The sequence below is a fragment of the Arthrobacter sp. 2MCAF14 genome (assembly GCF_052115645.1).
Taxonomy (GTDB): Bacteria; Actinomycetota; Actinomycetes; order Actinomycetales; family Micrococcaceae; genus Arthrobacter.
Genome location: NZ_JBFRHB010000001.1, coordinates 173,150 through 197,165, shown reverse-complemented (window position 1 = coordinate 197,165; position 24,016 = coordinate 173,150). Strand labels below are relative to the sequence as shown.

24 protein-coding genes and 1 riboswitch are annotated in these 24,016 nt (G+C 64.0%); of the genes, 19 read left to right on the top strand and 5 right to left on the bottom strand.

All coding sequences use genetic code 11. The features are described 5' to 3' along the window. Positions 1–125: 125 nt before the first annotated feature. The 5 genes from AB4074_RS00885 to AB4074_RS00865 all read left to right on the top strand — a co-directional run bounded on the left by AB4074_RS00885 (position 126) and on the right by AB4074_RS00865 (position 6,437). The gene (locus tag AB4074_RS00885; RefSeq protein ID WP_441411705.1) at positions 126–3,938 is read left to right on the top strand and encodes a multifunctional oxoglutarate decarboxylase/oxoglutarate dehydrogenase thiamine pyrophosphate-binding subunit/dihydrolipoyllysine-residue succinyltransferase subunit; all 3,813 of its coding nucleotides are present in this window, start codon (positions 126–128) and stop codon (positions 3,936–3,938) included. Between the two features lie 135 nt (positions 3,939–4,073). Continuing rightward, positions 4,074–4,673 (top strand): GDSL-type esterase/lipase family protein, encoded by a 600-nt coding sequence (locus AB4074_RS00880; protein WP_236811788.1) that lies wholly within the window; start codon positions 4,074–4,076, stop codon positions 4,671–4,673. Positions 4,674–4,793: 120 nt separating this feature from the next. Then, positions 4,794–5,642, top strand: coding sequence for a DUF4097 family beta strand repeat-containing protein (locus AB4074_RS00875; RefSeq protein ID WP_441411704.1), 849 nt, complete (start codon positions 4,794–4,796; stop codon positions 5,640–5,642). Then, complete coding sequence (locus AB4074_RS00870; RefSeq protein WP_234747938.1) at positions 5,642–6,256, top strand: PadR family transcriptional regulator; 615 nt, start codon at positions 5,642–5,644, stop codon at positions 6,254–6,256. The genes AB4074_RS00875 and AB4074_RS00870 overlap by 1 nt, the downstream gene beginning before the upstream one ends. Positions 6,257–6,362: 106 nt before the next feature. Beyond that, a complete protein-coding gene (locus AB4074_RS00865) occupies positions 6,363–6,437 on the top strand; it encodes a 50S ribosomal protein bL37 (protein ID WP_369299106.1) in 75 nt (24 codons plus the stop codon). 79 nt (positions 6,438–6,516) lie between these two features. Here the strand turns inward: AB4074_RS00865 and rsrA are convergent, their stop codons facing one another. Next, a complete protein-coding gene (gene rsrA, locus AB4074_RS00860) occupies positions 6,517–6,774 on the bottom strand; it encodes a mycothiol system anti-sigma-R factor (protein ID WP_028264789.1) in 258 nt (85 codons plus the stop codon). Continuing rightward, a complete protein-coding gene (locus AB4074_RS00855) occupies positions 6,771–7,610 on the bottom strand; it encodes a sigma-70 family RNA polymerase sigma factor (RefSeq protein WP_441411703.1) in 840 nt (279 codons plus the stop codon). The genes rsrA and AB4074_RS00855 overlap by 4 nt, the downstream gene beginning before the upstream one ends. A gap of 215 nt (positions 7,611–7,825) precedes the next feature. Here AB4074_RS00855 and AB4074_RS00850 point away from each other — a divergent pair, with 215 nt between their 5' ends. The 7 genes from AB4074_RS00850 to AB4074_RS00820 all read left to right on the top strand — a co-directional run bounded on the left by AB4074_RS00850 (position 7,826) and on the right by AB4074_RS00820 (position 15,036). Beyond that, on the top strand, positions 7,826–8,341 hold the full coding sequence (locus AB4074_RS00850) for a DoxX family protein (protein WP_441411702.1): 516 nt from the start codon (positions 7,826–7,828) through the stop codon (positions 8,339–8,341). A 6-nt stretch (positions 8,342–8,347) separates the two neighbouring features. Next, positions 8,348–9,742, top strand: coding sequence for a 3-phosphoshikimate 1-carboxyvinyltransferase (aroA, locus tag AB4074_RS00845; RefSeq protein ID WP_441411701.1), 1,395 nt, complete (start codon positions 8,348–8,350; stop codon positions 9,740–9,742). A 2-nt stretch (positions 9,743–9,744) separates the two neighbouring features. Beyond that, positions 9,745–10,860 (top strand): ribosome small subunit-dependent GTPase A, encoded by a 1,116-nt coding sequence (rsgA, locus tag AB4074_RS00840; protein WP_441411700.1) that lies wholly within the window; start codon positions 9,745–9,747, stop codon positions 10,858–10,860. 59 nt (positions 10,861–10,919) lie between these two features. After that, positions 10,920–11,732: a histidinol-phosphatase gene (gene hisN, locus AB4074_RS00835; protein WP_441411699.1), complete on the top strand. Its 813-nt coding sequence runs from the start codon at positions 10,920–10,922 to the stop codon at positions 11,730–11,732. A gap of 161 nt (positions 11,733–11,893) precedes the next feature. Further along, positions 11,894–12,006, top strand: a riboswitch (SAM riboswitch). A gap of 35 nt (positions 12,007–12,041) precedes the next feature. Further along, positions 12,042–13,466, top strand: coding sequence for an aminotransferase class V-fold PLP-dependent enzyme (locus tag AB4074_RS00830; RefSeq protein ID WP_441411698.1), 1,425 nt, complete (start codon positions 12,042–12,044; stop codon positions 13,464–13,466). A gap of 50 nt (positions 13,467–13,516) precedes the next feature. Continuing rightward, entirely contained in the window at positions 13,517–14,293 is a 777-nt protein-coding gene (locus AB4074_RS00825; protein ID WP_441411697.1) for a class I SAM-dependent methyltransferase, read from the top strand. 29 nt (positions 14,294–14,322) lie between these two features. After that, the gene (locus AB4074_RS00820; protein WP_441411696.1) at positions 14,323–15,036 is read left to right on the top strand and encodes a metal-dependent transcriptional regulator; all 714 of its coding nucleotides are present in this window, start codon (positions 14,323–14,325) and stop codon (positions 15,034–15,036) included. A gap of 41 nt (positions 15,037–15,077) precedes the next feature. Here AB4074_RS00820 and AB4074_RS00815 read toward each other — a convergent pair whose 3' ends face one another. Further along, positions 15,078–16,529: an MFS transporter gene (locus AB4074_RS00815; RefSeq protein ID WP_441411695.1), complete on the bottom strand. Its 1,452-nt coding sequence runs from the start codon at positions 16,527–16,529 to the stop codon at positions 15,078–15,080. Between the two features lie 74 nt (positions 16,530–16,603). Here AB4074_RS00815 and AB4074_RS00810 point away from each other — a divergent pair, with 74 nt between their 5' ends. Both AB4074_RS00810 and AB4074_RS00805 read left to right on the top strand, forming a co-directional pair. Beyond that, positions 16,604–16,978 (top strand): hypothetical protein, encoded by a 375-nt coding sequence (locus AB4074_RS00810; RefSeq protein WP_441411694.1) that lies wholly within the window; start codon positions 16,604–16,606, stop codon positions 16,976–16,978. Between the two features lie 136 nt (positions 16,979–17,114). Further along, positions 17,115–17,255, top strand: a complete 141-nt coding sequence (locus AB4074_RS00805) for a hypothetical protein (RefSeq protein WP_234747959.1) — start codon at positions 17,115–17,117, stop codon at positions 17,253–17,255. 64 nt (positions 17,256–17,319) lie between these two features. Here AB4074_RS00805 and AB4074_RS00800 read toward each other — a convergent pair whose 3' ends face one another. Beyond that, the gene (locus AB4074_RS00800; protein WP_441411693.1) at positions 17,320–18,318 is read right to left on the bottom strand and encodes a S1C family serine protease; all 999 of its coding nucleotides are present in this window, start codon (positions 18,316–18,318) and stop codon (positions 17,320–17,322) included. 111 nt (positions 18,319–18,429) lie between these two features. Beyond that, the gene (locus tag AB4074_RS00795; RefSeq protein WP_441411692.1) at positions 18,430–18,900 is read right to left on the bottom strand and encodes a MarR family winged helix-turn-helix transcriptional regulator; all 471 of its coding nucleotides are present in this window, start codon (positions 18,898–18,900) and stop codon (positions 18,430–18,432) included. A gap of 123 nt (positions 18,901–19,023) precedes the next feature. Here AB4074_RS00795 and AB4074_RS00790 point away from each other — a divergent pair, with 123 nt between their 5' ends. Genes AB4074_RS00790 through AB4074_RS00770 form a run of 5 tightly spaced genes read left to right on the top strand, consistent with a single transcriptional unit; the run spans position 19,024 to position 24,009 of the window. Next, the gene (locus tag AB4074_RS00790; protein WP_441411691.1) at positions 19,024–19,965 is read left to right on the top strand and encodes an SDR family NAD(P)-dependent oxidoreductase; all 942 of its coding nucleotides are present in this window, start codon (positions 19,024–19,026) and stop codon (positions 19,963–19,965) included. A 1-nt stretch (position 19,966) separates the two neighbouring features. Further along, positions 19,967–20,860, top strand: coding sequence for an amidohydrolase family protein (locus AB4074_RS00785; protein ID WP_441411690.1), 894 nt, complete (start codon positions 19,967–19,969; stop codon positions 20,858–20,860). Position 20,861: 1 nt separating this feature from the next. Continuing rightward, positions 20,862–22,100 carry an acyl-CoA dehydrogenase family protein gene (locus AB4074_RS00780; RefSeq protein WP_441411689.1) on the top strand — a complete coding sequence of 413 codons (1,239 nt, stop codon included), beginning with the start codon at positions 20,862–20,864 and terminating at the stop codon, positions 22,098–22,100. A 40-nt stretch (positions 22,101–22,140) separates the two neighbouring features. Continuing rightward, a complete protein-coding gene (locus AB4074_RS00775; protein ID WP_441411688.1) occupies positions 22,141–22,596 on the top strand; it encodes a MaoC family dehydratase in 456 nt (151 codons plus the stop codon). 45 nt (positions 22,597–22,641) lie between these two features. Then, positions 22,642–24,009 carry an MFS transporter gene (locus tag AB4074_RS00770; protein ID WP_441411687.1) on the top strand — a complete coding sequence of 456 codons (1,368 nt, stop codon included), beginning with the start codon at positions 22,642–22,644 and terminating at the stop codon, positions 24,007–24,009. Positions 24,010–24,016: the final 7 nt, after the last annotated feature.

The following is a 24,016-nucleotide window of genomic DNA, read 5'->3' as shown; positions in this document are numbered from 1 at the left end:
CGTCGCTCGTCACTAGACTGGCTAGGGTCTGAGTTCGCGGGACCCAGACCCTGGCTCGCCTTTGCACCTCCTGCAGTTCCCCGGGCCAGCTGGAAATCAACACTCATGGAAGAGGCGTATTTCAAGTGCCAGAGCAGCCAAGCCACCGTCTACCCGAGGAATTTGGCGGAAACGAGTGGCTCGTTGACGAACTGTACGAGCGGTACCAGCAGGACAAGAATTCGGTCGACGCCAAGTGGTGGCCGCTTTTCGAGTCCTTCGACACCGCTGACGGCACTTCTTCCAACGGAACCTCCGCAGCCCCTGCAAACCCTCCCACTCGCGAGATTCCTGTCGTGGCACAGGCCGCCGCAACGGCAATGACGCCGGCCGCGCCTGTGGTTGCCCCGGCAGCCGCCCCTGCCGCCCCCGCACCTGCTCCGGCTGCTCCCGCAGCACCGGTCAAGAAGGCTCCGGCCACTGTCGCCAAGGACGGCGCGCAGAAGCCATCCGACGGCAGCCAGTCCCAGCCGATCCCGGCACAGCTTCCCAAGAGCACCAAGGCTCCCACTCCCCCGGAAGAGGACGTCGTCTCCGTCCTGCGCGGTCCGGCCAAGGCCATTGCCTCCAACATGGTCTTGAGCCTTGAGGTTCCTACCGCCACGAGCGTCAGGGCCGTTCCTGCCAAACTCCTGATCGACAACCGCGTTGTCATCAATTCCAACCTCGCCCGCGCCCGTGGCGGCAAGGTCTCCTTCACCCACCTCATCGGCTACGCAGTGGTCCGCGCCCTGTCCCAGTTCCCGTCGATGAACGTGTACTACGACGAAGTAGATGGCAAGCCCGTTGCCGTGCAGCCCGCACACGTCAACTTCGGCATCGCCATTGACATGCCCAAGCCCGATGGCACGCGCCTCCTGATGGTTCCCAACATCAAGAAGGCCGAGACCATGAACTTCGCGGAGTTCTGGCACACCTACGAAGACCTCATCAAGCGTGCGCGCAACGGCAAGCTCACGGCGGACGACCACGCGGGGACCACAGTATCCCTGACAAACCCGGGTGGCATCGGTACCGTGCACTCCGTGCCCCGGCTCTCCAAGGGCCAGGCGGCCATCATCGGCGTCGGAGCCCTCGACTACCCGGCTGAGTGGCAAGGCGCCAGCGAGAAGATCATCGCCCAGAACGCAATCAGCAAGATCCTCACGCTGACGTCCACGTACGACCACCGCGTCATCCAAGGCGCCGGAAGCGGCGAGTTCCTCAAGCTCGTCCACCAGCTCCTCCTCGGCGCCCAGAACTTCTACGACGAGATCTTCGAAGCACTCCGCATCCCCTACGAGCCCGTCCGTTGGAGCCCCGACCTCCAGGTCGACCCCGCTGACGAGATCAACAAGGTTGCCCGCATCCAGCAGTTGATCCACTCCTACCGGGTCCGCGGCCACCTCATGGCCGACACGAACCCGCTCGAATACGTCCAGCGCAAGCACCCGGACCTCGACGTGCTGACCTATGGCCTCACCCTGTGGGACCTGGACCGCGAGTGGCCTACCGGCGGATTCGGCGGCAAGCCGATGCTCAAGTTCCGGGACATCCTGGGCGTCCTCCGCGACGCTTACTGCCGCACTACGGGCATTGAGTACATGCACATCCAGGAGCCTGAAGAACGCAAGTGGTTCCAGGACCAGGTGGAGCACCCGTACTCCAAGCCGAGCCGCGAAGAGCAGCTGCGCATCGTTTCCAAGCTCAACGCAGCAGAGGCCTTCGAGACCTTCCTGCAGACCAAGTTCGTAGGGCAGAAGCGGTTCTCCCTCGAAGGCGGGGAATCCCTGATTCCGCTGCTGGACACCATCATTTCCGACGCCGCCGACGACGGACTCGACGAAGTCGCGATCGGCATGGCCCACCGTGGCCGCCTCAACGTGCTCACCAACATCGCGGGCAAGACGTACGCCCAGGTGTTCCGCGAGTTCGAAGGCACCCAGGACCCCCGCTCCGTGCAGGGCTCGGGCGACGTCAAGTACCACCTGGGCACTGAAGGAACGTTCACTTCGGACAACGGCAATGAGACCAAGGTCTACCTTGCCGCCAACCCGTCCCACCTTGAAGCGGTTGACTCCGTGCTTGAAGGCATTGTCCGGGCCAAGCAAGACCGGCTGGACCAGGGCGAAGCGTTCCCCGTGTTGCCCATCATGGTCCACGGCGATGCCGCCTTTGCCGGCCAGGGCGTTGTGGCGGAAACCCTCAACTTGTCCCAGCTGCGTGGTTACCGTACCGGTGGAACCATCCACATCATCGTGAACAACCAGGTGGGCTTCACCACCGCACCGTCGTCGTCGCGATCCTCGACGTACTCCACCGACGTGGCCAAGATGATCCAGGCTCCGGTCTTCCATGTGAACGGTGACGACCCCGAGGCCGTCGTGCGCATCGCGCAGTTGGCCTACGAGTTCCGCCAGCGCTTCCACAAGGACGTCATTGTGGACATGGTGTGCTACCGCCGCCGTGGACACAACGAGGGCGACGACCCCTCGATGACGCAGCCGCTCATGTACAACCTCATCGAAGCCAAGCGCTCCGTCCGCAAGCTCTACACGGAATCCCTCATCGGCCGTGGCGACATCACCGAGGACGAAGCCGAACAGTTGCTGCGCGACTACCAGGAACGCCTCGAACGCGTTTTCGCGGAGACCCACGCGGCGCAGACTTCGCCTATCCCGATCATCACGGCGGATTCCGCCGCGGTTTCGGACATCGAGCGTCCCATCGCCCAGCAGGCGGACTTCGGCACCAACGCGCCGGCCACCACCGCCATTTCAGCCGAAATGCTGCAGAGGATCGGCCAGGCGCACCTCGACATTCCGGAAGGCTTCACGGTCCACTCCAAGCTCAAGCAACTGCTTGAGAAGCGCGAGCAGATGTCCCGCGAAGGCGGCATCGACTGGGGCTTCGGCGAGATCGCGGCTTTTGGCTCGCTTGTCATGGAGGGCGTACCCGTCCGCCTTGCCGGCCAGGACTCCCGCCGTGGCACGTTCGTGCAGCGTCACGCCGTCTTCCACGACCGCGCCAACGGACGCGAATGGATGCCGCTGGGCAACCTGAGCGACGAGCAGGCCAAGCTGTGGATCTACGACTCCTTGTTGTCCGAATACGCAGCCATGGGCTTCGAATACGGCTACTCCGTGGAACGCCCGGACGCATTGGTGTTGTGGGAAGCCCAGTTCGGCGACTTCGTCAACGGTGCACAGACCATCATCGACGAATTCATCTCCTCGGCCGAGCAGAAATGGGGCCAGCGTTCCTCGCTCGTGCTCATGCTGCCTCACGGCTACGAAGGCCAGGGGCCGGACCACTCGTCCGCACGCATCGAGCGCTTCCTGCAGCTTTGTGCCGAGGACAACATGATCGTGGCGAACCCCACCACTGCTGCCTCGCACTTCCACTTGTTGCGCCGTCAGGCCTACAGTCGTCCGCGCAAGCCGCTCATCATCTTCACCCCGAAGCAGCTTTTGCGCCTCAAGGGTGCGGCTTCCGCGGTGGAGGACTTCACCACGGGCGGCTTCAAGCCGGTTATCGGCGAACACGAGCCCCTTCAGGCCCAGAACGTTGACCGCGTGATCCTGGTTTCCGGCCGTCTCTATTACGATCTCCTGTCGAACCGCCAGAAGAGCGGCGACACCTCGACGGCAATCATCCGCCTGGAGCAGCTGTACCCGCTGCCCCAGGCCCAGATCGAGACGGAACTGGCCAAGTACCCGAACGCCGATATCGTCTGGGCACAAGACGAACCCGCCAACCAGGGTCCGTGGCCGTTCATCGGCTTGAACCTGCCGCAGGCACTGGACCGCAAGGTCCGGCTCGTTTCGCGTCCGGCATCGGCCTCCACGGCGGCCGGTTCCATGAAGCGCCACAGCGCCGAACAGGCCACGTTGCTGAAGCAGGCATTCGAACGCAAGTAAGACGGCGGCTGCCCGGCTGGAGGTTCAATACCCGCTTCCAGCCGGGCAGTTCTGTTTAATGGAACAAGTGTCCGGTGATCAAGCCGCCCGGCCGGGCACAGTGCAAGGACCGCAACGTTTGGTGAAGAGGTAACTGTGGAAGACAGGAAGCTGCGCATCGCAGCTGTTGGTGATGAACTACTCGCCGGGCTCGGTGATCCCCGGGCCTTGGGCTGGCTCGGCAGGGTTCTTGCGCGGACTCCCCAGGACTCCGTCCTTGTGGAGAGCTACTCTCTTCCCTGCCCCATGGAGGGCACAGAAGGCCTTGCGGCGCGCTGGCTCGACGAAGCCGGGAGACGCTTCAGCAACGTCCACGAAAACCGCCTGGTGATCGGCCTGTCCGGCCGCGACATCGAATTCGGTGTCTCCACAGCACGCAGCCGCCTCAATCTGGCCAATATCCTGGACGGGGCGTCCCAAAGCAACATCGAAGTATTCGTCGTCGGTCCGCCGCCCACGCTGGACCCGGCCAAGAACCGTAGGATCGCGGATCTCAACGCGGCATTTGCGGACGTCACAACCCGCCGCAACCACCACTACGTCGACACGTTCTCACCGTTGCTCAACCACGAACAATGGCGCACGGACCTCGCTGCGAATGGCGGCACCCCGGGCCAGGCGGGCTACGGCCTCATGGCCTGGCTCGTGTTGCACCGCGGCTGGTTCCAGTGGCTGAGGATCGCCCAGCCGGAATAGCCGCGGCCGGAGACGCCCTTTCTCCCACGCAAGACCCATTGCCAACTTCAATTTCGCGATATATCGTGTGTGCATAAACGCGATATATCGCAATGTCCGCAGTGCAGCAATGGAGGGGTCATGTCAGAAGAAAACTGGACCGTTACCGGTCCGCAGACCATCGACGTCGACGGCGTCCGCTCACTCAAGCTGGGGATCGTCAAGGGCCGCTTCGACGTCGTCACGCACGACGAAGCAATCACCAGGATCGAAGTCTCGGAGATCGCCGGCGATCCACTGAGCGTCAGCCTCATTGACGGCCGGCTCGAAGTCCGCCACCAGTTGCACGGCCCCCAGGGCTGGTTCCGCAACCTGATGGGAACCGTCAACAACACCAGCACCAACACGATCGTCATCAGCATCGCGCTGCCAGCCGGCGTCGACGTCGAAGCAGGAACCGTGGGCGGCGACGGCATGGTGTCGGGCGTCAGCGGTCATATCCGCCTCAATACAGTTTCCGGGTCAGTCCTCGCGGACGGCACGCGGGGCGAGCTCCACGTCAACACCGTCAGCGGTGAAGTCATCGCCCGGAACCACGACGGCGTCATGACCGCCAAGAGCGTCTCGGGCGAAGTGACGGCTTCGGGCCGTTTCAAGAATATCCGGGCCAATACCGTCAGCGGCGACCTCAGCTTCGACCTTCACGGCTACACCCAGGACTTCGGAGCCAATTCCGTTTCAGGCGACCTCACCATCCGCCTGCCGCATGATGTGGGCGTGGACATCGTGGCCAAAACGGCCGGTGGCACTGTGATGATCGATGACCAGCTCTACGCGCAGTCAGGCGGCAGGGTCCAGACCATCGTTGGCCCTGACGAGCGGCTCATGGTGGCACGTACCAATTCCGTGTCCGGAAAGACCTCCATCATCCATGGCAGTGCGCCAACACCTGGAACAACGCCCTCAGTCCCCGGAGAAGAGGAAGCCTGATGCCGCCCGTCTTTGCCCACGGAGCCCTCCGGCTCTACCTGCTGGCACTCCTGGAATCGGGCCCCAAGCACGGCTACGAGCTCATCAAGGCCCTCGGCGAACGCTTCGGCGGGACCTACTCCCCCAGTGCCGGAACCATCTACCCGCGCCTTGGCAAACTCGAGGAAGAAGGACTCGTTGCCACCAGCAGCGACGGGCGCCGCACCAACTACTCCATCACCGCGGCCGGACTGGCGGAACTCAACAGCCGGCGGCAGGAACTGGCCGACGTCGAGGACAACATCTCCGCCTCCGTGCGGCGGTTGGCCGACAATCTCCGCGACGACATCCGCAGCAACATGCGCGGCTTGCGTGCAGACCTGGCCGCGACTGCCGAAGCCGCGCGAGCCAATGCGAAGTCCGCGGAATTCCAGTCATGGGCCGGAAGCTACTCTCCGGAGGGACACCGCATCCTGAAGGAAGCCGAAATGATGGTCCAGTCCTTCCGCGATGACATACGCGTGGAGCTGCGGCAGCACGCCGGATCCAAGGCCCTGACTCCGATTGCCCTCGAAACCGTGCGCACCGTCCTGGACCAGGCCAGGATCTCCATCCGGAATTCCCTGCGCGGCTGAGTCCGAAATCCCGCGGGGCTGGCCGGCACGGTTCGCGGGGCGGCCCCGTGATGTGGGAGACTGGAGGGCAGCTTTATTGAGTATCAAGAATCTAAGGAGGCCAGCTATGAGCAAGCGTGCACGTAAGCGTCGTGACCGTAAGCGCGGCGGCGCAAACCACGGCAAGCGTCCCAACACCTAAGCCAGCGGCTTAGCGTAAGACTTAATGCGGAGGGCCCCGGAAACCATCAGGTTTCCGGGGCCCTTGCCGTTTAAGGCTCTTACACGTCCACGGACTTCATAGCGTGGATCCTGTCCAGGATCGAGTTCTTGAGATTCTCAGGAGCCGCTTCCGTACAGGAGCGCTTGACCACGGTGCGGATGACGCATTCAAGGTCGTATTGCTCGGTGCACTCCGGGCAGTCTTCCAGATGCACTTTGATCTCTGCGATGTCCTCGCGGGTCAACGCACCATCGAGGTACTCGTAGATACGCTGCATCCGAGCATCGTCGCAGTCGCCCAATCCTTGGCAGCTCATTTCCTTTTCTCCTGTTTTTTGCTTGTGGCCGCGCCCACGGCCAAGGCCTTTTCTTCCGCGCCGGCGCTGATTCCCCGTTCTGCGGCATAGTCCGCCAGCAGATCGCGCAACATTTTCCTGCCGCGATGAAGCCGGGACATGACCGTCCCGATCGGGGTATTCATGATGTCTGATATTTCCTTGTATGCGAAGCCTTCGACGTCAGCGAAGTACACCGCGAGCCGGAATTCCTCCGGAATGGACTGCAAGGCGCTCTTCACGTCCGAGTCCGGCAAATGATCCAGTGCCTCCGCCTCCGCAGAGCGCAGCCCCGCGGACGTATGGGATTCCGCCCGCGCCAACTGCCAGTCTTCGATGGTGTCCGAATTCGACTGCAACGGTTCGCGCTGCCGCTTCCGGTAGAGGTTGATGTAAGTGTTGGTCAGGATGCGGTACAGCCACGCCTTGAGGTTGGTTCCCGGCTTGTACTGGTGGAAGGCGGAGAAGGCCTTGGTGTAGGCCTCCTGGACCAGGTCCTCGGCGTCGGACGGATTCCTGGCCATGCGCATGGCAGCCGAATAGAGCTGGTCGACATACTGCATGGCGTCGCGTTCGAAGCGCGCCCTCCGTTGCTCGGGGGTCTCGGTTGCGAAGTCCACTGCAATCTCGACGTCGGCCTCAACAGTTGCGTCGCCGTCGGACGTTGCGTCCGTGACTTCAGTCGCTGCTTTGTACATGGCCGCTGCGGCCGGATCCATGGTGCTCATTGCATCCAAGTCTACTGTCACCGTCCGGGAGTCCCTCGGCAGCTCCCGCCCAAGCGCCAAGTGTCCCTCGCGGTCCTTAACCAAGGCCAAAAAACCATCTCCACTCAAACGACATGACCGCGCGGCACAACTCACGCGCCACATTCCAAGGTCCAGCCCATACCGCACCTTCTCTTGACAACGGCAGGCTCCGGGCAAATATTCCGCAAAGATGCAAGACTAGATCCGACTGCACCCCGTGAACACCGCACCACTTGAACGCAACACCACCTGAACACTGTGGCAAGCCATCCAGGAGGCAAAACATGTCCCTCGTCCGTTTTCTCGCCAGGCCAATGTTGGCTTCCAGTTTTGTCGTCGCAGGGCTGGACAAGCTCAAGAACGCGGATGACACTGCCAAACAGCTCTCTCCCCTGCTCCGCCGCGCTTCCGAGTCATTGCCTTTCCCGGCGGACGAGAAGGTGCTGGCGCGAGTCATCGGCGGCGCGCAAGTTGGGGCCGGCGCCTTGCTGGCCCTCGGAAAATGTTCCCGGTTCTCGGCAAGCCTGCTTGCCGGCATCTCGGTCCTGAATACCTTTGTTGAGTGGCGTTCTGCCGACATCAGCACCAAGGAAGGCCGGCACGCCCGCCGAGCCCAGTTGCTCAAGAACATTTCGCTGACGGGTGGCGTTTTCCTTGCCGCCGTCGATACCGCGGGCAAACCGAGCCTGGCTTGGCGCGCCGAACACCTCGCCATGGATGCCAAGAAGGCCACGGGCAAGCAGTTCAAGAAGACAGACCGGGCCGTCCGCAAGGCCGTAGACAACGCAGTTGGAGCATAAGGAAGCATGCCAGGAACCCCCGCCACGCAGACAGACGATTCAGGGAGCACCACCACCTCCGCACTCCCCTTGTGGCCGGCACCCTTCGCCAGCCACCCTGTGGATGCCACGGTCACGGTTCCTGGTTCGAAGTCCCTGACCAACCGCTATCTGGTCCTGGCGGCATTGGCCAACGGCCCAAGCAGGCTGCGGGCGCCCTTGCATTCGCGGGATTCCGCTCTGATGGTCGAGGCCCTGCGCCAGCTCGGCGCCACCATTACCGAGGTTCCCGGCGATGGACACTACGGCCCGGACCTTGAAGTCACCCCCATCGACCCGGCCGCTGCCGCATCAGAGACCGCCATCGACTGCGGCCTGGCCGGCACGGTCATGCGCTTTGTGCCGCCGCTCGCGGCCCTCCGCAACGGCGCTTCGGTGTTCGACGGCGATCCCCACGCACGCCAACGTCCCATGGGCACCATTATCGAAGCCCTCCGGACACTCGGGGTGGAAGTCAGCGCACTGGACGGCCCCGCGGCGAGCTCCCTGCCGTTCAAAGTATCCGGCACGGGCTCTGTCCGCGGTGGCCACCTGGTCATCGATGCGAGCGCTTCTTCGCAGTTCGTCTCCGCCCTGTTGCTGGTCGGGGCCCGGTTCGATGAGGGCCTTCACCTGGAGCATGTCGGCAAGCCCGTGCCGAGCCTTGACCACATCAACATGACCGTGTCGGTCCTGCGCGGCGTCGGAGTGCAGGTGGATGACTCCGTGCCAAACCATTGGCGCGTCGCCCCCGGTGCCATCCAGGCGTTCGACGAGAGGATCGAGCAGGATCTGTCCAACGCGGGTCCCTTCCTCGCCGCGGCGTTGGCCACGAAGGGAACTGTCCGGATCCCCAACTGGCCAGCCAACACCACGCAAGTCGGGGATCTCTGGCGGGACATCCTCGCCACCATGGGTGCCACTGTCACGCTGGACAACGGCACGCTGACAGTCACCGGCGGACCGGAGATCCTGGGCGCGGACTTCGACGAAACCAGCGAACTCGCCCCTACCGTTGCGGCATTGTGCGCCCTGGCAACCAGCCCTTCCCGGCTCACCGGCATCGCTCATTTGCGGGGCCACGAAACGGACAGGCTGGCTGCCTTGGTCGCCGAAATCAACCGGCTTGGCGGCGACGCCGAGGAAACCAGCGACGGCTTGGTGATCCGGCCCGCGACGCTGCACGCCGGCGTCGTGCACAGCTATGCCGACCACCGCATGGCTACCGCGGGCGCCATCCTTGGGCTCGCCGTCGAGGGTGTCCAGGTTGAAGACATCGCGACGACCTCCAAGACCATGCCCGAATTTCCGCAAATCTGGGCATCGATGCTCAGTGCCGGCCCAGCGGGCGCGGACACCGTTTCAACGGAGACAAGCAACTAAAGATGGCCCGCGACGCAAGCTCCTGGGATGAGTCCGATGTCCGGATCCGCCCCAACAAGAAGGGCACACGCCCCCGCACGAAGGACCGCCCCAGCCACGACGACGCCGTGATCGGGCGCATCATTACGGTCGACCGCGGGCGCTACACCGCGATAGTGGACGAAAGCTCGGACAACGAGCGCATCGTCATCGCGGCCCGTGCCCGGGAACTCCGGCGCTCCCCCGTGGTTCCCGGAGACTTCGTGGCGCTTGTCGGCGATGTGTCCGGAGCCCCGGACACCCTCGCCCGCCTCGTGCGCGTCGAGGAGCGCAAGACCCTCCTGCGGCGAAGTGCCGATGACACGGATCCGATCGAACGGGCCGTCGTCGCCAACGCCGACCAGCTCGTGGTGGTGGTCGCAGCCGCCAACCCGGAGCCGCGCACCGGATTCATCGACCGCGCCTTGGTGGCAGCGTACGACGCCGGAATCGAGCCGCTGCTGCTCGTTACCAAAGCGGACGTCAAGGATCCAACGGAACTCCTTGCCAACTATGTGAGCCTGGGTTTCCCCATCATCATCAGCCGGACGGCCGACGCAGGGGCCTCCGGCATCGACGCCCGTTCCGACGACGGCTTGTCCGCCCGCCTCGACGGTGACTCCGTCGGCCAATTGCGGGACTACCTCGACGGCAAGGTCACCGTGCTCCTCGGCCATTCCGGCGTCGGGAAGTCCACCATGGTGAATGCCCTCACCGGCGCCGAGCGCGCCACGGGCGGGGTCAACGCCGTGACGGGGCGCGGACGGCACACCTCGTCCTCTGCCCTTGCACTGAAGCTCAGCGACGCCCCCGGCGGCAGCTGGATCATCGATACGCCCGGCATCCGCTCCTTCGGCCTCGCCCACGTGAACCCGGACCGCATCCTGCATGCCTTCCCGGATCTGGAACCCGGAACCGAAATGTGCGAGCGAGGCTGCAAGCACGATGCCTCCGCGGTTCGATGCGGACTGGATTCCTGGGTCGCCGACGGCCACGCCGGCGAGGCAGGCCCGGCCCGCTTGGCGTCGTTGCGCCGGCTCCTCGGCGCGGACCCGCGCATGGAAGCCCAGGAGACCAAGGAATTGGGTACGGTCAACTAACTGCGCGCTTGCCGTCCTACCTCCCCGGCTCACCCGCGAAAAGACGGTAGTTTGGAACCATGACCCAACCCGATTCGAGCTACAATGACGACCTGCGGCTGGCACACGTCCTGGCCGACTCCGTCGATTCCCTGACAATGGAGCGGTTCAAGGCACTGGACCTCCAGGTCGAGACCAAACCCGACCTGAGCCCCGTCACCGATGCCGACAAAGCCGCCGAAGAAGCAATCCGCGGGCAGCTCTCCCGTTCCCGCCCCCGCGACGCCGTCCTCGGGGAAGAATTCGGCAGCACGGGCCACGGCTCGAGGCGTTGGATCATCGATCCCATCGACGGGACCAAGAACTTCGTGCGTGGCGTGCCCGTCTGGGCTACGTTGATCGCCCTCGTGGACGAGGGCGAGGTAGTAGTGGGGCTCGTGAGCGCTGCGGCGCTCGGCAAGCGTTGGTGGGCGGCCAAGGGCTCGGGCGCCTACATGGGCCGATCCCTGGCCGCAGCCACCCGGCTGAAGGTTTCCAACGTGTCGCGGCTTGAAGACGCCTCGCTTTCCTACTCCGAGCTTTCCGAGTGGAAGCAGCACGGTAAGCTGGACAACTTCCTGGGCCTCGAGAACGATGTCTGGCGCAGCCGTGCGTACGGCGATTTCTGGTCCTACTGCCTCGTGGCCGAGGGCGCCGTGGACATCGCCGCCGAGCCGGAACTCCAGGTCTACGACATGGCGGCTTTGGTGCCGATCGTGACGGAAGCCGGCGGGCGCTTCACGTCCCTGGACGGTGCGGATGGTCCCTTCGGCGGAAACGCCGTGGCCACTAACTCGATCCTGCACTCCGAGGTCCTCAAGAGGCTCAACCCCGAGCTCGACGACCTCCTCTAGCCCACCCTCTCCACTGAATAAACGACGGCGGACGCCCACTTTTGGGGGTGTCCGCCGCTTTTTCTTCGGCAGAAGGCACACTTTTCCGGCGGTGTAATAATCCGCTTAACAATCGCCGGTCACATTGGAATGAGCCTTGCCAGTGTCCTACGCTCTTTACAGGTCACGAGTGCCAGCGCGAAACCCCGGTTTGCTGGCCGGCAACCCTCCATCGCGGCGGGGTGCCCCGGGTGACGACCCGGCCGGTCCGGAACGGATGCGGCAAGCGCGGACCCCCTGCACGCAGGGGTCCCTCTTGAGTGAGGTCCCATGAGCACAGCCACATTTACTTCCCCGGCTCTTTCGCTGAACAAGGAATCTGCACAGCACCGTGGTGAAACCCTCCCCCGGGCATCGCGCCCGCTCGCCGCGGTCACCGGCGCGGAGTTGCAGGCACCCTTGATCCAGGGCGGCCACATCCGCTACGCCAACCTTGACTACGGCGCTTCCGCACCTGCCCTGACGGTGGTTTCCGCGTACCTTAACGAGATCCTGCCGTACTACGCGAGCGTCCACCGCGGCGCAGGCTATGCCTCCCAAATCAGCACCTCGGTCTATGAAAACGCCCGCAACATCGTCCGTGACTTCGTTGGCGGCCGGCCGGACGATTCGGTCATTTTCACGCGCAACACCACCGATTCCCTCAATCTACTGGCCGGCTGCCTGCCAGTGGAGGGCGGTCGACACATTGGCGAAGTCCTTTACCTGGACATCGAGCACCACGCCAATCTCCTCCCGTGGCAAAGTGTCCCCCACCGCAGCATCGTTGCCGCGGGAACGTTGTCCGAGACCGTCGCCAATGTCCGCACAGCGCTCTCCCACGGCGGCGTCAGCCTTCTGGCTGTCACCGGCGCGTCAAACGTGACCGGCGAAATCCTGCCCATCAAGGAACTCGCAGCCTTGGCCCACGAATTCGGGGCGCGGATTGTGGTGGACGCGGCGCAACTCGCCCCGCACCGCAGAATCGACATCGCCGCAGCGGATGTCGACTACTTGGTTTTCTCTGGGCACAAGCTCTATGCACCGTTTGGCGCAGGTGTCCTGGTGGGCCGTCCCGACTGGCTCGACGCCGGCACACCGCACCTGGCCGGAGGCGGCGCCGTCCGCGAAGCGCGCCTCGATTCGGTCAGCTGGGCCACAGGACCGGCCAGGCACGAAGGCGGCTCGCCGAACGTACTCGGCGCGGCCACACTCGCCCGGGCAACGCAGGTCATCGCCAGCCTCGACCACGATGAATGGCACGCCCACGAGGCAGCCATCCGCTCACATCTGGTCGAGGGCCTCAAGCAAATCGACGGCGTGACCGTGCACCAGATCTTCAGCGACACGGATCCCCAGGACACCATCGGCGTCGTGAACTTCTCGCTCCAGGGCTACGACGCCGGACTTGTGGCTGCCTATCTTGCGGCCGAGCACGGCATTGGCCTGCGCGACGGACGCTTTTGCGCCCACCCGCTGCTCAAGCGCCTCGGCCTGCCCTCCGGATCACTTCGAGCCAGTTTCGGCGTGGGCTCGCGCTTGGAAGACGCCACCCGGCTCATTGCGGGCATCCAGGCGCTCAAGAGCAACGGCCTCAGCTGGGACTACGTGGTGGATGCCGGCCGCTGGGTGCCGGCGAACGACCACCGCAGCTATCCGGAGTGGGCTCCCAACACTCCCGGGACCGCGGGAGCGGCTCCCTGCAGCACCGACTGATTGCGGTAGATTCGTAGGGTATTTTTCCTGTCCTACGAAGGAGTTCCTGCGTGGCCCCGCGACCCAAAGGCACGTCAGCCGGCCCCAAGCTCTATGAGGAACGGCGCCTTGAACTCGGCCGGAGTTTCCAGGACGGCGGAGAACACTATGATCGTGTCCGGCCCGGCTACCCTGCGGATTCGGCCGACTGGCTGCTGCCGGAAGGCGCCCGGGACGCGGCAGACATCGGCGCCGGCACCGGAAAGTTCACCGCGCTCTTCGTCGAGCGCGGGCTGGCGGTGTCCGCAGTGGACCCCTCCACGGACATGCTCACGCAGCTGCGCAAAACGTATCCACAAGTGATCGCCCTGGAGGGCTTTGCCGAGGCAACTGGACTGGCGGACTCAGCATTCGACGTCGTCAGCGTTGCCCAGGCCTGGCACTGGTGCGATCCCCTCGCCGCGAGCACCGAGATCGCCCGGATCCTTCGACCCAAGGGCACTATCGGCTTGATCTGGAACCAAATGGACACTTCGGTGCCCTGGGTCCATCGATTGACCCGCATCATGCATGCCGGCGATGTCCACAAACCGGACTTCCGGCCTGTGGTGGGCCCGGAGTTCGCGGGCCTCGAAAGTCACGTGACACGTTGGGAGGATCCGGTGACTCCGGCCGATATCCTCGAACTCGTGAAGTCGCGCAGCTACTACCTGAGGGCGAATGACGCCACCCGGGCCAAGGTCATGGGCAACCTTCAGTGGTACCTCTTCGAACATCTGGGCCATGCCGAGGGCGAGGTCATCCCGTTGCCTTATCTCACGCAGAGCTGGCGGGCGCGGAAAGTCTGATTCGGCCGGTACGCGATAGGCTTGGAACCGTGAAGACCAGTGCGCCCTCCTCCTCGATCGAGGACTACGTCAAGGTCATCTACTCCTTTACGGAGTGGCAGGACAAACCCATCACGTCCTCACAGCTCGCGCAGCGGCTCGGTGTCGCCAATTCCTCCGTCTCTGAGATGGTCCGCAAACTCAAGGACCAAGGCCTGGTGGACCACCAGCCCTACAGCGCCATTACTTTGACCCCCCGGGGCATGCAGCTGGCCCTGGGGATGGTCCGCCGGCACCGCCTGATCGAGACCTACCTCGTGAGGGAATTGGGCTACAGCTGGGATGAAGTCCACGACGAGGCCGAGATGCTCGAGCACGCCGTCTCGGACACCTTCATCGATCGCATGGCCGCCAAGCTGGGCAACCCCGGACGCGATCCCCATGGTGACCCCATCCCCGCTGCGGACGGTTCGGTGAGCCTGCCGCATGCGCACCGGATGATCGAGCTCGACGACGGCCATTCCGGGAAGATCACCCGGATCAGCGACGAAAACCCGGAGCTGCTGCGGTACCTGTCTGCCGAGGAAATCGACCTCGATGCCAGCATCGAGGTGATTGGCCGCAAACCGTTCGGCGGTGCGCTGGTGGTGCGGATCGGAAAAGGTCCGGGCAGCCGCGACTACGATCTCGCCGATGAGGTCGCCTCGGCGCTCTGGGTGGCCACGGACGCCGTCCACGAAGGCTGCGTCCTCGCGGAACGCTGACGAAGCTGTCACTGGAAAGCCGATGTCTTGGACAGTACTCCTCAGGCGCGCTGGGCAGCCGTCCCGCCGTCGTCGGCGGCTGGACCTTCCGGAGAGTCCATCACCGCAGCGCCCAGCACCGGGTTCCGGATCCCGACGGCGGATGCGACGGCCCCTAGGAAGAAAAGCACAGCGGTGACCACCACGGCATTCATGAGACCTTGGCGGGTGAAGACCGGGCCGATGATGAGCCCGGCAAATGCGATGCAGATCAAGCCTGCGATGCGGGCCACGGCGTTGTTCACTGCGGAGCCGATCCCTGCCTCTTCAGTGGGTACTGCGCCCAGGATAGCCGCGGTGAGGGGCGCAACCAAGGTGCTGAGGCCGATCCCGAAGACGATCTGCCCGGGCAGCACTTGGGTCCAGTAGTTCAAGGGCTCCTGGACGGCCAACGTCATGAGAAAACCGACTCCACAGATGAACGGCCCGGCCGTCATGAACCACCGCGGACCGTACTTGCCGGCCAGTCCGCCGAAAAATGAGGCCGTGAGCATCAGGAGGACCGTCGCGGGGAGCAACGCGATGCCCGCAGTGGTTGCTTTCATCCCTCCCACTTGCTGCAAGTAGATGCCTACGGCGAAGAAGCCCAGGGACAGGGCGCCGTAAATGGCCAGTGTGGCGATGTTTCCCCAACCGAAGTTACGGATGCCGAAGAGCCGTAGGGGCAGCATTGGTTCCGGGGTCCTGGCTTCGTGGATCAAAAAGAGGACCAGGCCAACGGCTCCGATGGCGAGCGGCATCCAGACCACCATGTTGCTCCAGCCCATGCGCCCTTGTTCGATGAAAGCGTAGACCGGGCCACCGAGTCCCACCATGGCCAGGAACGCGCCAAGGTAGTCGATCTTCTTGCTTGTGTCCGTGGCGGCATCGGACTTCCGCAGCCCCGCGAGGATCGGCCAGACGGCGACTGCCGGAATCACATTGATAAAGAAGATGACGCGCCAGGACAGCAGGTCGACCGATGCGCCGCCGATCAGCGGGGCGACAATGGCAGCCGCGCTGGTCCAGCCGGACCATTGGCCGATGGCTTTGGACTGCGCGGGCCCGGAGAAGAACGTGACGATCATGGCGAGCGAACTCGGGACAAGCAGGGCACCGGCGATCCCCTGCAGGGCCCGCGATACCACCAGCACTTCCCCGTTCCAGGCGAGACCGCACGCGACGGAGGTGAGGGTGAAGCCGGCGAGTCCCCATTCCAGGATGCGGGCGCGGCCGAAGTGGTCGGAGAGGGATCCGGCGACCAGGATCAGCGCGCCCAGGGTCAAAAGGTAGGCATCCACAACCCATTGCTGGATGACAAGTCCACCACCCAGTTCGCGGCCAATCGCCGGGAGCGCGAGGTTCACCACGAAGCCATCCAAAATGGCGATGAAGGAAGCCACAATAGCCACAACAAGGACCCGCTTTTGGAGCGGAGTGCTTGGCAGCAGGGCCGCTGCGTCGGTCATGAGCACAGCCTACGCCTGCTTGTCCGCTCCCGTTCGGATTCCTGCCCGATCCTGCCACGGCGAAAGTCCCGTATCGTTGAATGGTGATTAGCAGACGTGACGCCGCACTGGCCCTTGATATTTCGATGGAAATGGCCCAACGCCACGGCATCCCCTCCAGGCTTTCAAAAGCCGAGCTGAGCGAGCTGCAAGACAATCCACCGCAGTGGCTCGTCCAATCGCGCGCCAACCGCACCGGCAAGCGTCCTGTTTGGGTGCACCTGAGCTGCGTCGTCTGCGGTTACACCGAGGCTGCGCGTCCCAAGAAATGGTGGCCGGACTTCACCTACGTATTCTGTGGCCACCACCGGAACAGCGAGGTTCCCGGAATCCTGCCCGGAGAGGTCCGCAGCGAGTACGAAGGAATCGGCTCGCGGTTCGTGGGCATTGTGGACGTCCCGGCTTCCGAAGCCTAGTTGCTCGGGCGTTGTTCCTGGCGCCTCCGGCCCCCAGTTGCTTTCGCCTGAAACAGGCGTAACTTACAAGGAGAGGGCCTTTCAGGACCCTCTTTGCAGGATCTTCACGGAAAGATCCGTAGTTAGGGAGCATGACATGCCTGACAAAGCGCCGCACCAGCACGAGACGAAAAAGAGTATCAAGACCATCAAGGAGAAACGGGCAGTGAAGCGTGCCAAGCACGAATCCGACGCCGCCGTGGATCCAGTGGCCCATTTGAGGATGCGGAAGAAGTAGCAAAAAGCCGGAGCCATCTTGGCCCCGGCTTTTTAGCGGACAGGTTCCGTCGTGACCCGGCTCCTCATGAATCCGCGTCAGTCATTTCGCTGGGCACGGCGACAATCGCGTGGATTTTGCCGTCCCGGAGGACCGTCAGGAAGAACGGCTCCCCAATGGCCTGCGAAAACAAGAGTTTTTGAAGGCTCTCAGCGCTGGATACCGCCCGCGACTGTGCACTGAGGACCAGGTCGCCCGCGAGCAGTCCTGCCAGCTCCGCCGGAGATCCGGCGATGACTTCCACCACCCGCAGCGCTTCCTTCTGGCCTGTCCGGATCACCGCGCTCGCGTCCAGAGGTATAGGGGTGCTCACCAGGCCAAGGTATGCCCGGCGGACCCGGCCGTCCTTCAGCAGGGCGGCGATGATCCGTTGGGTGGTGGTGTTGATGGGCACTGCGAGTCCGAGGCCCAAACCAGCCACGGCGGTGTTGATCCCCACAATCCGCCCTTTGGTGTCGGCCAGGGCTCCCCCGGAATTGCCCGGGTTCAGCGCTGCGTCGGTCTGGATAACGTCCTCGATGACCCTGCTGTGCCGGCCGGACCTGACCGGGATGGAACGTCCGAGGCCGCTGACGACGCCCGCGGTCACTGATCCTGCCAGTCCTAGCGGGTTGCCCACGGCGATCACCAATTGGCCTACGTGCAGTGACTCCGCGTTGCCCAAGGTGGCCGGCGGCGGTGTGTGGTGCCCGCGGACGATGGCGAGATCGGACAAGGGATCCGCACCGACGAGTTCGACGTCGCTATGGGTTCCGTCGGCGAAGATTGCCCGCCCGGAGCGGAGCCCCGAGACTACGTGGGCGTTGGTCAGCATATAGCCATCCCCCGTGAACACGACGGCAGATCCACTTCCGATCCTGACCTGGCCGTTTCTGCGGGCGCTGCTCATCTCCAACGCTGCAACATGCGGCGTGACCGTCTCTGCGACGTGCATCACTGTCCGCGAGTAGGCGTCCAAGGCTTCGTCATCCGACGGGGCGTCAGGGATGTCCTCGGGAAATACTTGTTCCGGCAACGTACTCATCGTGCACCTCCTGTAACCGGTGGTGTCTATATCAACGAATACGCTGCTTCGGTTAGTCCGTTCCGTCCTACGCCGTGGGTGAACTCTGTCACGCAGCTGATGATGGGGAAACTAACCCCATAACGCTTTCCGCAGCAGTGCTTTGAGCTGGGCGGCTTCCCCGTCGTCCAGCGCGGCCAGCACTTCGGATTCCGCGTGGCGGGCCGCCACGGCTGCTTGGGCGAGCAGCTGGCTCCCCTTCGACGTCGCAGTCACCGTCTTGGCCCGGCGGTCCTGCTTGCCTGGCGCCCTGGCCACGAGCTTCCGCTTTTCAAGTTCGTCCACCAAGGCGACGATCTGGCTGGGATCAAGGCTCAGGAAGTCCGCCAATTCCCGCTGGGTGGGCTCCAGGCCGCTGTTGGCCAGGATCAGCACCGAGTACGAACGCTCCTTGAGGTCGAACTCAGCAAGCGCCCGGTTGTTCACGAGCGATCCGCCTGCATGGAGCTTGGCCAGCAGGAAACCCACGTCTTGGCTGATAGGAGCGGCGACCAGCCGGTCCTTCGTGGCAGCCTGTTGCTCGTCCTGCGCCTCGATCGTCATAACAAACTCCAATAATCTTCAAAATAAATCGTTGACATTTACAACTATACGTATTCTCATGGATACAGAACAGCATCCCACGCCTAAGGCTTGGATGCACGGGTATCGAGCAAAGGAGCAGCGATGAGCCTGACAGGAAAAGTAGCGATTGTCACCGGAAGCGGTCGGGGACTGGGGCTGGCCTACGCCCGGGAACTCGCCCGTGAGGGCGCGGCGGTAGTCATCAACGACGTCGACGCCGAGGTGGCCGGAGAAGCGGTCCGGACCATCGAGGCCGACGGCGGCCGGGCGGCCGCCGTCGTCGCTCCCGTAGGCAGCACAGAAGCAGCTAAGCAGCTCGTGAAGGCGGCCGTCACGGAATTCGGCCGCCTGGACATCCTGGTCACCAACGCCGGCATCCTGCGGGACAAGAGCCTGCTGAAGATGACGGACGAAGACTTCGACTTGGTCATCAACGTCCACCTCCGCGGCACCTTCACGTGCGCCCGCGAGGCCTTCGGCTACTTCAAGGAGAACGGGATCGGCGGCCGGATCATCGCCATCGGCTCCCCGACCGGGCAGCGCGGCAACTTCGGCCAGACAAACTACGCCGCCGCGAAGGCGGGAATCGTGGGCATGGTCCGGACCTGGGCACTGGAGATGAAGAAGGCCGGCGTCACTGCCAACGCCGTCATTCCCGTGGCCGCGACGGCGATGACCAAGACCATCCCGTACTTCCGCAAAGCGGTGGAGGCGGACGAGCGCGGCGAAGCTATGCCGCACTTCTTCCGCCACGAGCTTGGCTTTGGAACTGCCGACGACGTCTCCGGACTCATTGCCTTCCTCGCCTCCGACGAAGCGGCCGGGATTACCGGCCAGGCCATCGGCGCCGGAGGTGACCGCCTCCAGCTCTGGACCCACCCCGAAGCGGCCGCCACCGAATACCGTGAAGGCGGTTGGGGATACCAGGAACTCGTGGAGAACTTCGGCCCGTTGTTCGGCGACAAGCTGCAAAGCGTCGGCGAGGAATTCCTGCCGCTCCCGGCGGAACTGCAGCCCGAAGCCGCCGCGGCTCAGGTCCGCTGACATGGCCGCACAGCGTTACGAGCCGGGCATCGACGCCGCAGAACTTGATGCGATCGACATGCACGTCCATCTCGAAGTGGACGGCCATGGCCACGAATCCCTGCCGCCGGCCCTGACGGAAGCTTCCGCCAAGTACTTCAAGGCCGAGGACCGCACGCCCTCGCTGGACCGGATCGCCGAGGTCTACCGCGAACTGAACATGGCCGCCGTCGTCTTCACCGTGGACGCCCGCACCCAGCTCAAGCACGAGCCCAACAGCATCCCGGAACTGATCGCGGGAGCCGCCAGGAACAACGACGTGCTGATCCCGTTCGGCAGCGTGGATCCCCGCACCGGCACCGAGGCCATCCAGGGCGCCAAGCACCAGGCGATCGACTTGGGCGCCCGCGGCTTCAAGTTCCATCCGAGCCTGCAGGGCTTCGATCCCTCCAACGAACAGTTCTACCCACTCTGGGAGACCCTCCAGGAACTGGGCCTCCCCGCCATCTTCCACACCGGCCAGAACGGCATGGGCGCGGGCCTTCCTGGAGGCTACGGCATCAAGCTTGCCTACTCCAACCCGCTCCTTCTCGACGCCGTGGCCGCCGACTTCCCCGGGCTGCAGATCATCATGGCCCACCCCTCGGTGCCCTGGCAGGATGAGGCCAACTCCATCGCCACGCACAAATCCAACGTGTTCATCGATCTCTCCGGCTGGTCCCCCAAATATTTCCCCGAGTCGCTGGTGCGCATGTCCAACTCGGTGCTGCAGGACAAAGTCCTTTTCGGCACGGACTTCCCGCTCATCACGCCGCAGAAATGGCTGGGCGCCTTCGCGGAGCTCCCGCTCAAGGACGAGGTCCGGCCCAAGATCCTCAAGGACAATGCCGTGCGGCTGCTCGGATTGGACGGCTGACATGAGCCTGGAAACCCATGTGGAGACCGCGGTTACAGAACGCCTCTACGACGTCTGCGACTACTACGACGCCGAGTCCCTCCTCACCGAGGACGAGCGCCGGGTGCTGGGCCGACTGCGGGATTTCCTGGACCGCGAAGCGAAGCCGCTGTTGGCCGACTACTGGGAGCGCGGCGAGTTCCCTACGCGGTTGGCCCAGCCGCTCATCGACCTGGACCTGATGGAACCGGCGGAACTGACCGGTACCTCGGGCACAAACAGCGGTCCTGCCCGCGGCATCTACCAGGGCTTCAGGATCTTCGAACTCGCACGCACAGACGCTTCGCTCGCTACCTGGTACACGGCGCAAGCCGGACTCTTCCGCACCGCCATCCGGATGGGCGCCTCAGCGGAGCAAGAAGCCGAGTGGATGCCGCGTGTGATCGATTTCTCGCTCAAGGGCGTCTTCTCCCTGACCGAACCGGAATCCGGCTCGGACATTGCCGGCGGACTCTCCACTACCGCACGGCGCAGTCCCGACGGCGACGGCGAAACCTGGGTGCTCGACGGTGCCAAGCGCTGGATCGGTGGCGCCGCGACGACGGATGTCCTCGCGGTGTTCGCCCGGGACGTCGCCGACGGACAGGTCAAGGCGTTCCTCGTGGACCGCCAGGCCGCCGGGGTGACTGTGGAGAAGATCCACCGGAAAACCTCATTGCGGATGATGCAGAACGCCCACATCACGCTCGACGGTGTCCGGGTCCCCGAATCCATGCGCCTGCACAACGTGAACTCCTTCAAGGACGTGGCGGCGATGCTCCGGGCCATGCGCTCCGATGTCGCCTGGATCGCCACCGGCATCCAGGCCGGCGCCTTCGAAGCAGCCCTCCGCTACGTCCGCGAGCGCCGCCAGTTCGGCCGCCCGCTGGGTTCCTTCCAGCTGGTCCAGGAAAAGCTGGCCCGGATGCTTGGCAACCTCACCGCCTCGCTCTCGCTTGTGGTCCGTCTTACGGAGCAACAGGCCAACGGCATCTACCGCGACCAGGACTCCGCGCTCGCCAAGATGCAAAGCTGCCTGGCCATGCGGGAAACAGTCGCCCTGGCCCGCGAGCTGGCAGGCGGCAACGGCATCACGCTGGAGAGTGATGTTGCCCGGTTCCACGCCGACGCCGAAGCCGTCTACTCCTACGAAGGAACGCACGAGATCAACGCCCTGATCGTCGGGCGCGCACTGACCGGCGAGAGCGCCTTTACCCGCTAACCCACACTCTCTTCATCCATCACAACCACCAGGAGCCAAAGTGCCCAATCTCGTCGTCGACTTCGACAAATTGCTCACCCTCGCCGGAACCGATCTCGGCGTCACCGAATACCGCGAAATCACCCAGGAACAAATCAACAAGTTCGCTGACGCCACCGGAGACGCCCAGTGGATCCACGTCGATCCGGAACGCGCCAAGGACGGCCCGTTCGGCGCCCCGATCGCACACGGCTTCCTCACGCTCTCGCTCATCATCCCGTTCTGGGGCGAGCTGTTCGACGTCGAAGGCGTCACCACGAAAGTGAACTACGGCCTGGACAAGGTCCGTTTCACTTCCCCGGTCAAGGTGGGCGCGCGAATCCGCATGCAAGCGACCATCGCCGAGGTCACCGAGGTCAAGGGCGGAGCCCAGATCAAGGTGTCCAACACCATCGAAATCGAAGGCCAGGAACGCCCGGCAGTCGTGGCCGAATTCCTCGCCCGCTTCTACAAATAGCCGCCGCTAGGCCCTCTCCCCCCACCCCTGCTTTAAGGAACAACGATGTCCCAAATATCGCAGCTTCAATCCATGGACGTGGCTACCAGGCGCAAGGAAGCACGCACCGTCATTGCTTCCAGCTACCTGGGCAGCACCATCGAGTACTACGACTTCCTGCTCTACGCCACAGCCGCAGCCGTGGTCTTCCCCAAGGTGTTCTTCTCGGGAATGGACGACTGGGTGGGCGTCGTGGCAGCTTACGGGACTTTCGCCGCAGGATACGTGGCCCGTCCGCTGGGTGGAGTCATCTTCGGGCACTTCGGCGACAAGCTGGGACGCAAGGGAATGCTCATCGTCTCCATGTTGGTCATGGGCCTGGCTTCCGCGCTGATCGGATTGGTCCCGGACGCCTCCGTGGCCGGTCCGTGGGGCGCCGTGATGCTTGTTGTACTCCGCGTCTTCCAGGGCATCGCTGTGGGCGGCGAGTGGGGCGGAGCCGCCTTGATGGCGCTGGAGCATTCGGAATCGGGGAAGCGCGGCTTCGCTGCCTCGTTCGTCAATGCGGGAGCGCCCTCGGGCGCCGTGCTGGGCACCCTCATCATGGGCGCTTTCTCGGCCCTGCCAAACTCCCAGTTCCTTGCCTGGGGCTGGCGGGTTCCCTTTCTGCTCTCGTTTGTCTTGCTTGCAGTGGGCATGTTCGTCCGGCTGAAAGTATCGGAGAGCCCCATCTTCAAAGCCGCCATCGAACAGGAACGGGTGGCAGAGCAGGAAAGAGTGGCCCGGAACCCGGACAATCGCGCCGCCACGAAGCCCGTCATCCCGCTCCTCCAGGTGCTGCGCCGGCCCAAGACCCTGATATTCACCATGCTCGCCGGGGCCGCGGGCTTTGCCCTCCAGGTGGTGCTGGCAACGTTCGCGGTCACGTTCGCGGTGTCCAAGGGTGCCGACCGCCAGGGCGTGCTTTACGCCTTCGCGGCTGCTTCCTTCATTTCCATCGCCTTCGTGATCCTTGGCGGCAGGCTCTCCGACAAGTTGGGCCGGAGGCCCGTGATGATCGGCGGACTCATACTCTTCATCGCCTATCTGATCCCGATGTTCCAGCTGTTGTCCTCGAACAACATCCTCCTGGTCTTCGTCGCCTTCACCGTCGGCCTGATGATCCATTCAACGCTTTTCGGGCCACTGGCCGCCTTCGTGTCCGAGCAGTTCGGCACCGCCTCCCGCTACACGGGCGCCTCGCTCGGTTATCAGCTCGCGACGCTCCTCGGTGCGGGCTTCACGCCGGGGATCGTGGCCCAGATCTTCAAGGACTCGGGCCAGGACACCGGCTCGGTGGTCTTCTACCTGGCCGCGATGTCCGTCACCTCCATCATCTTCATCCTGTTGACCCGGGAACCGAAGAACAACGATTTGCAGACCGTCCGGCCTTGAAGCCGGG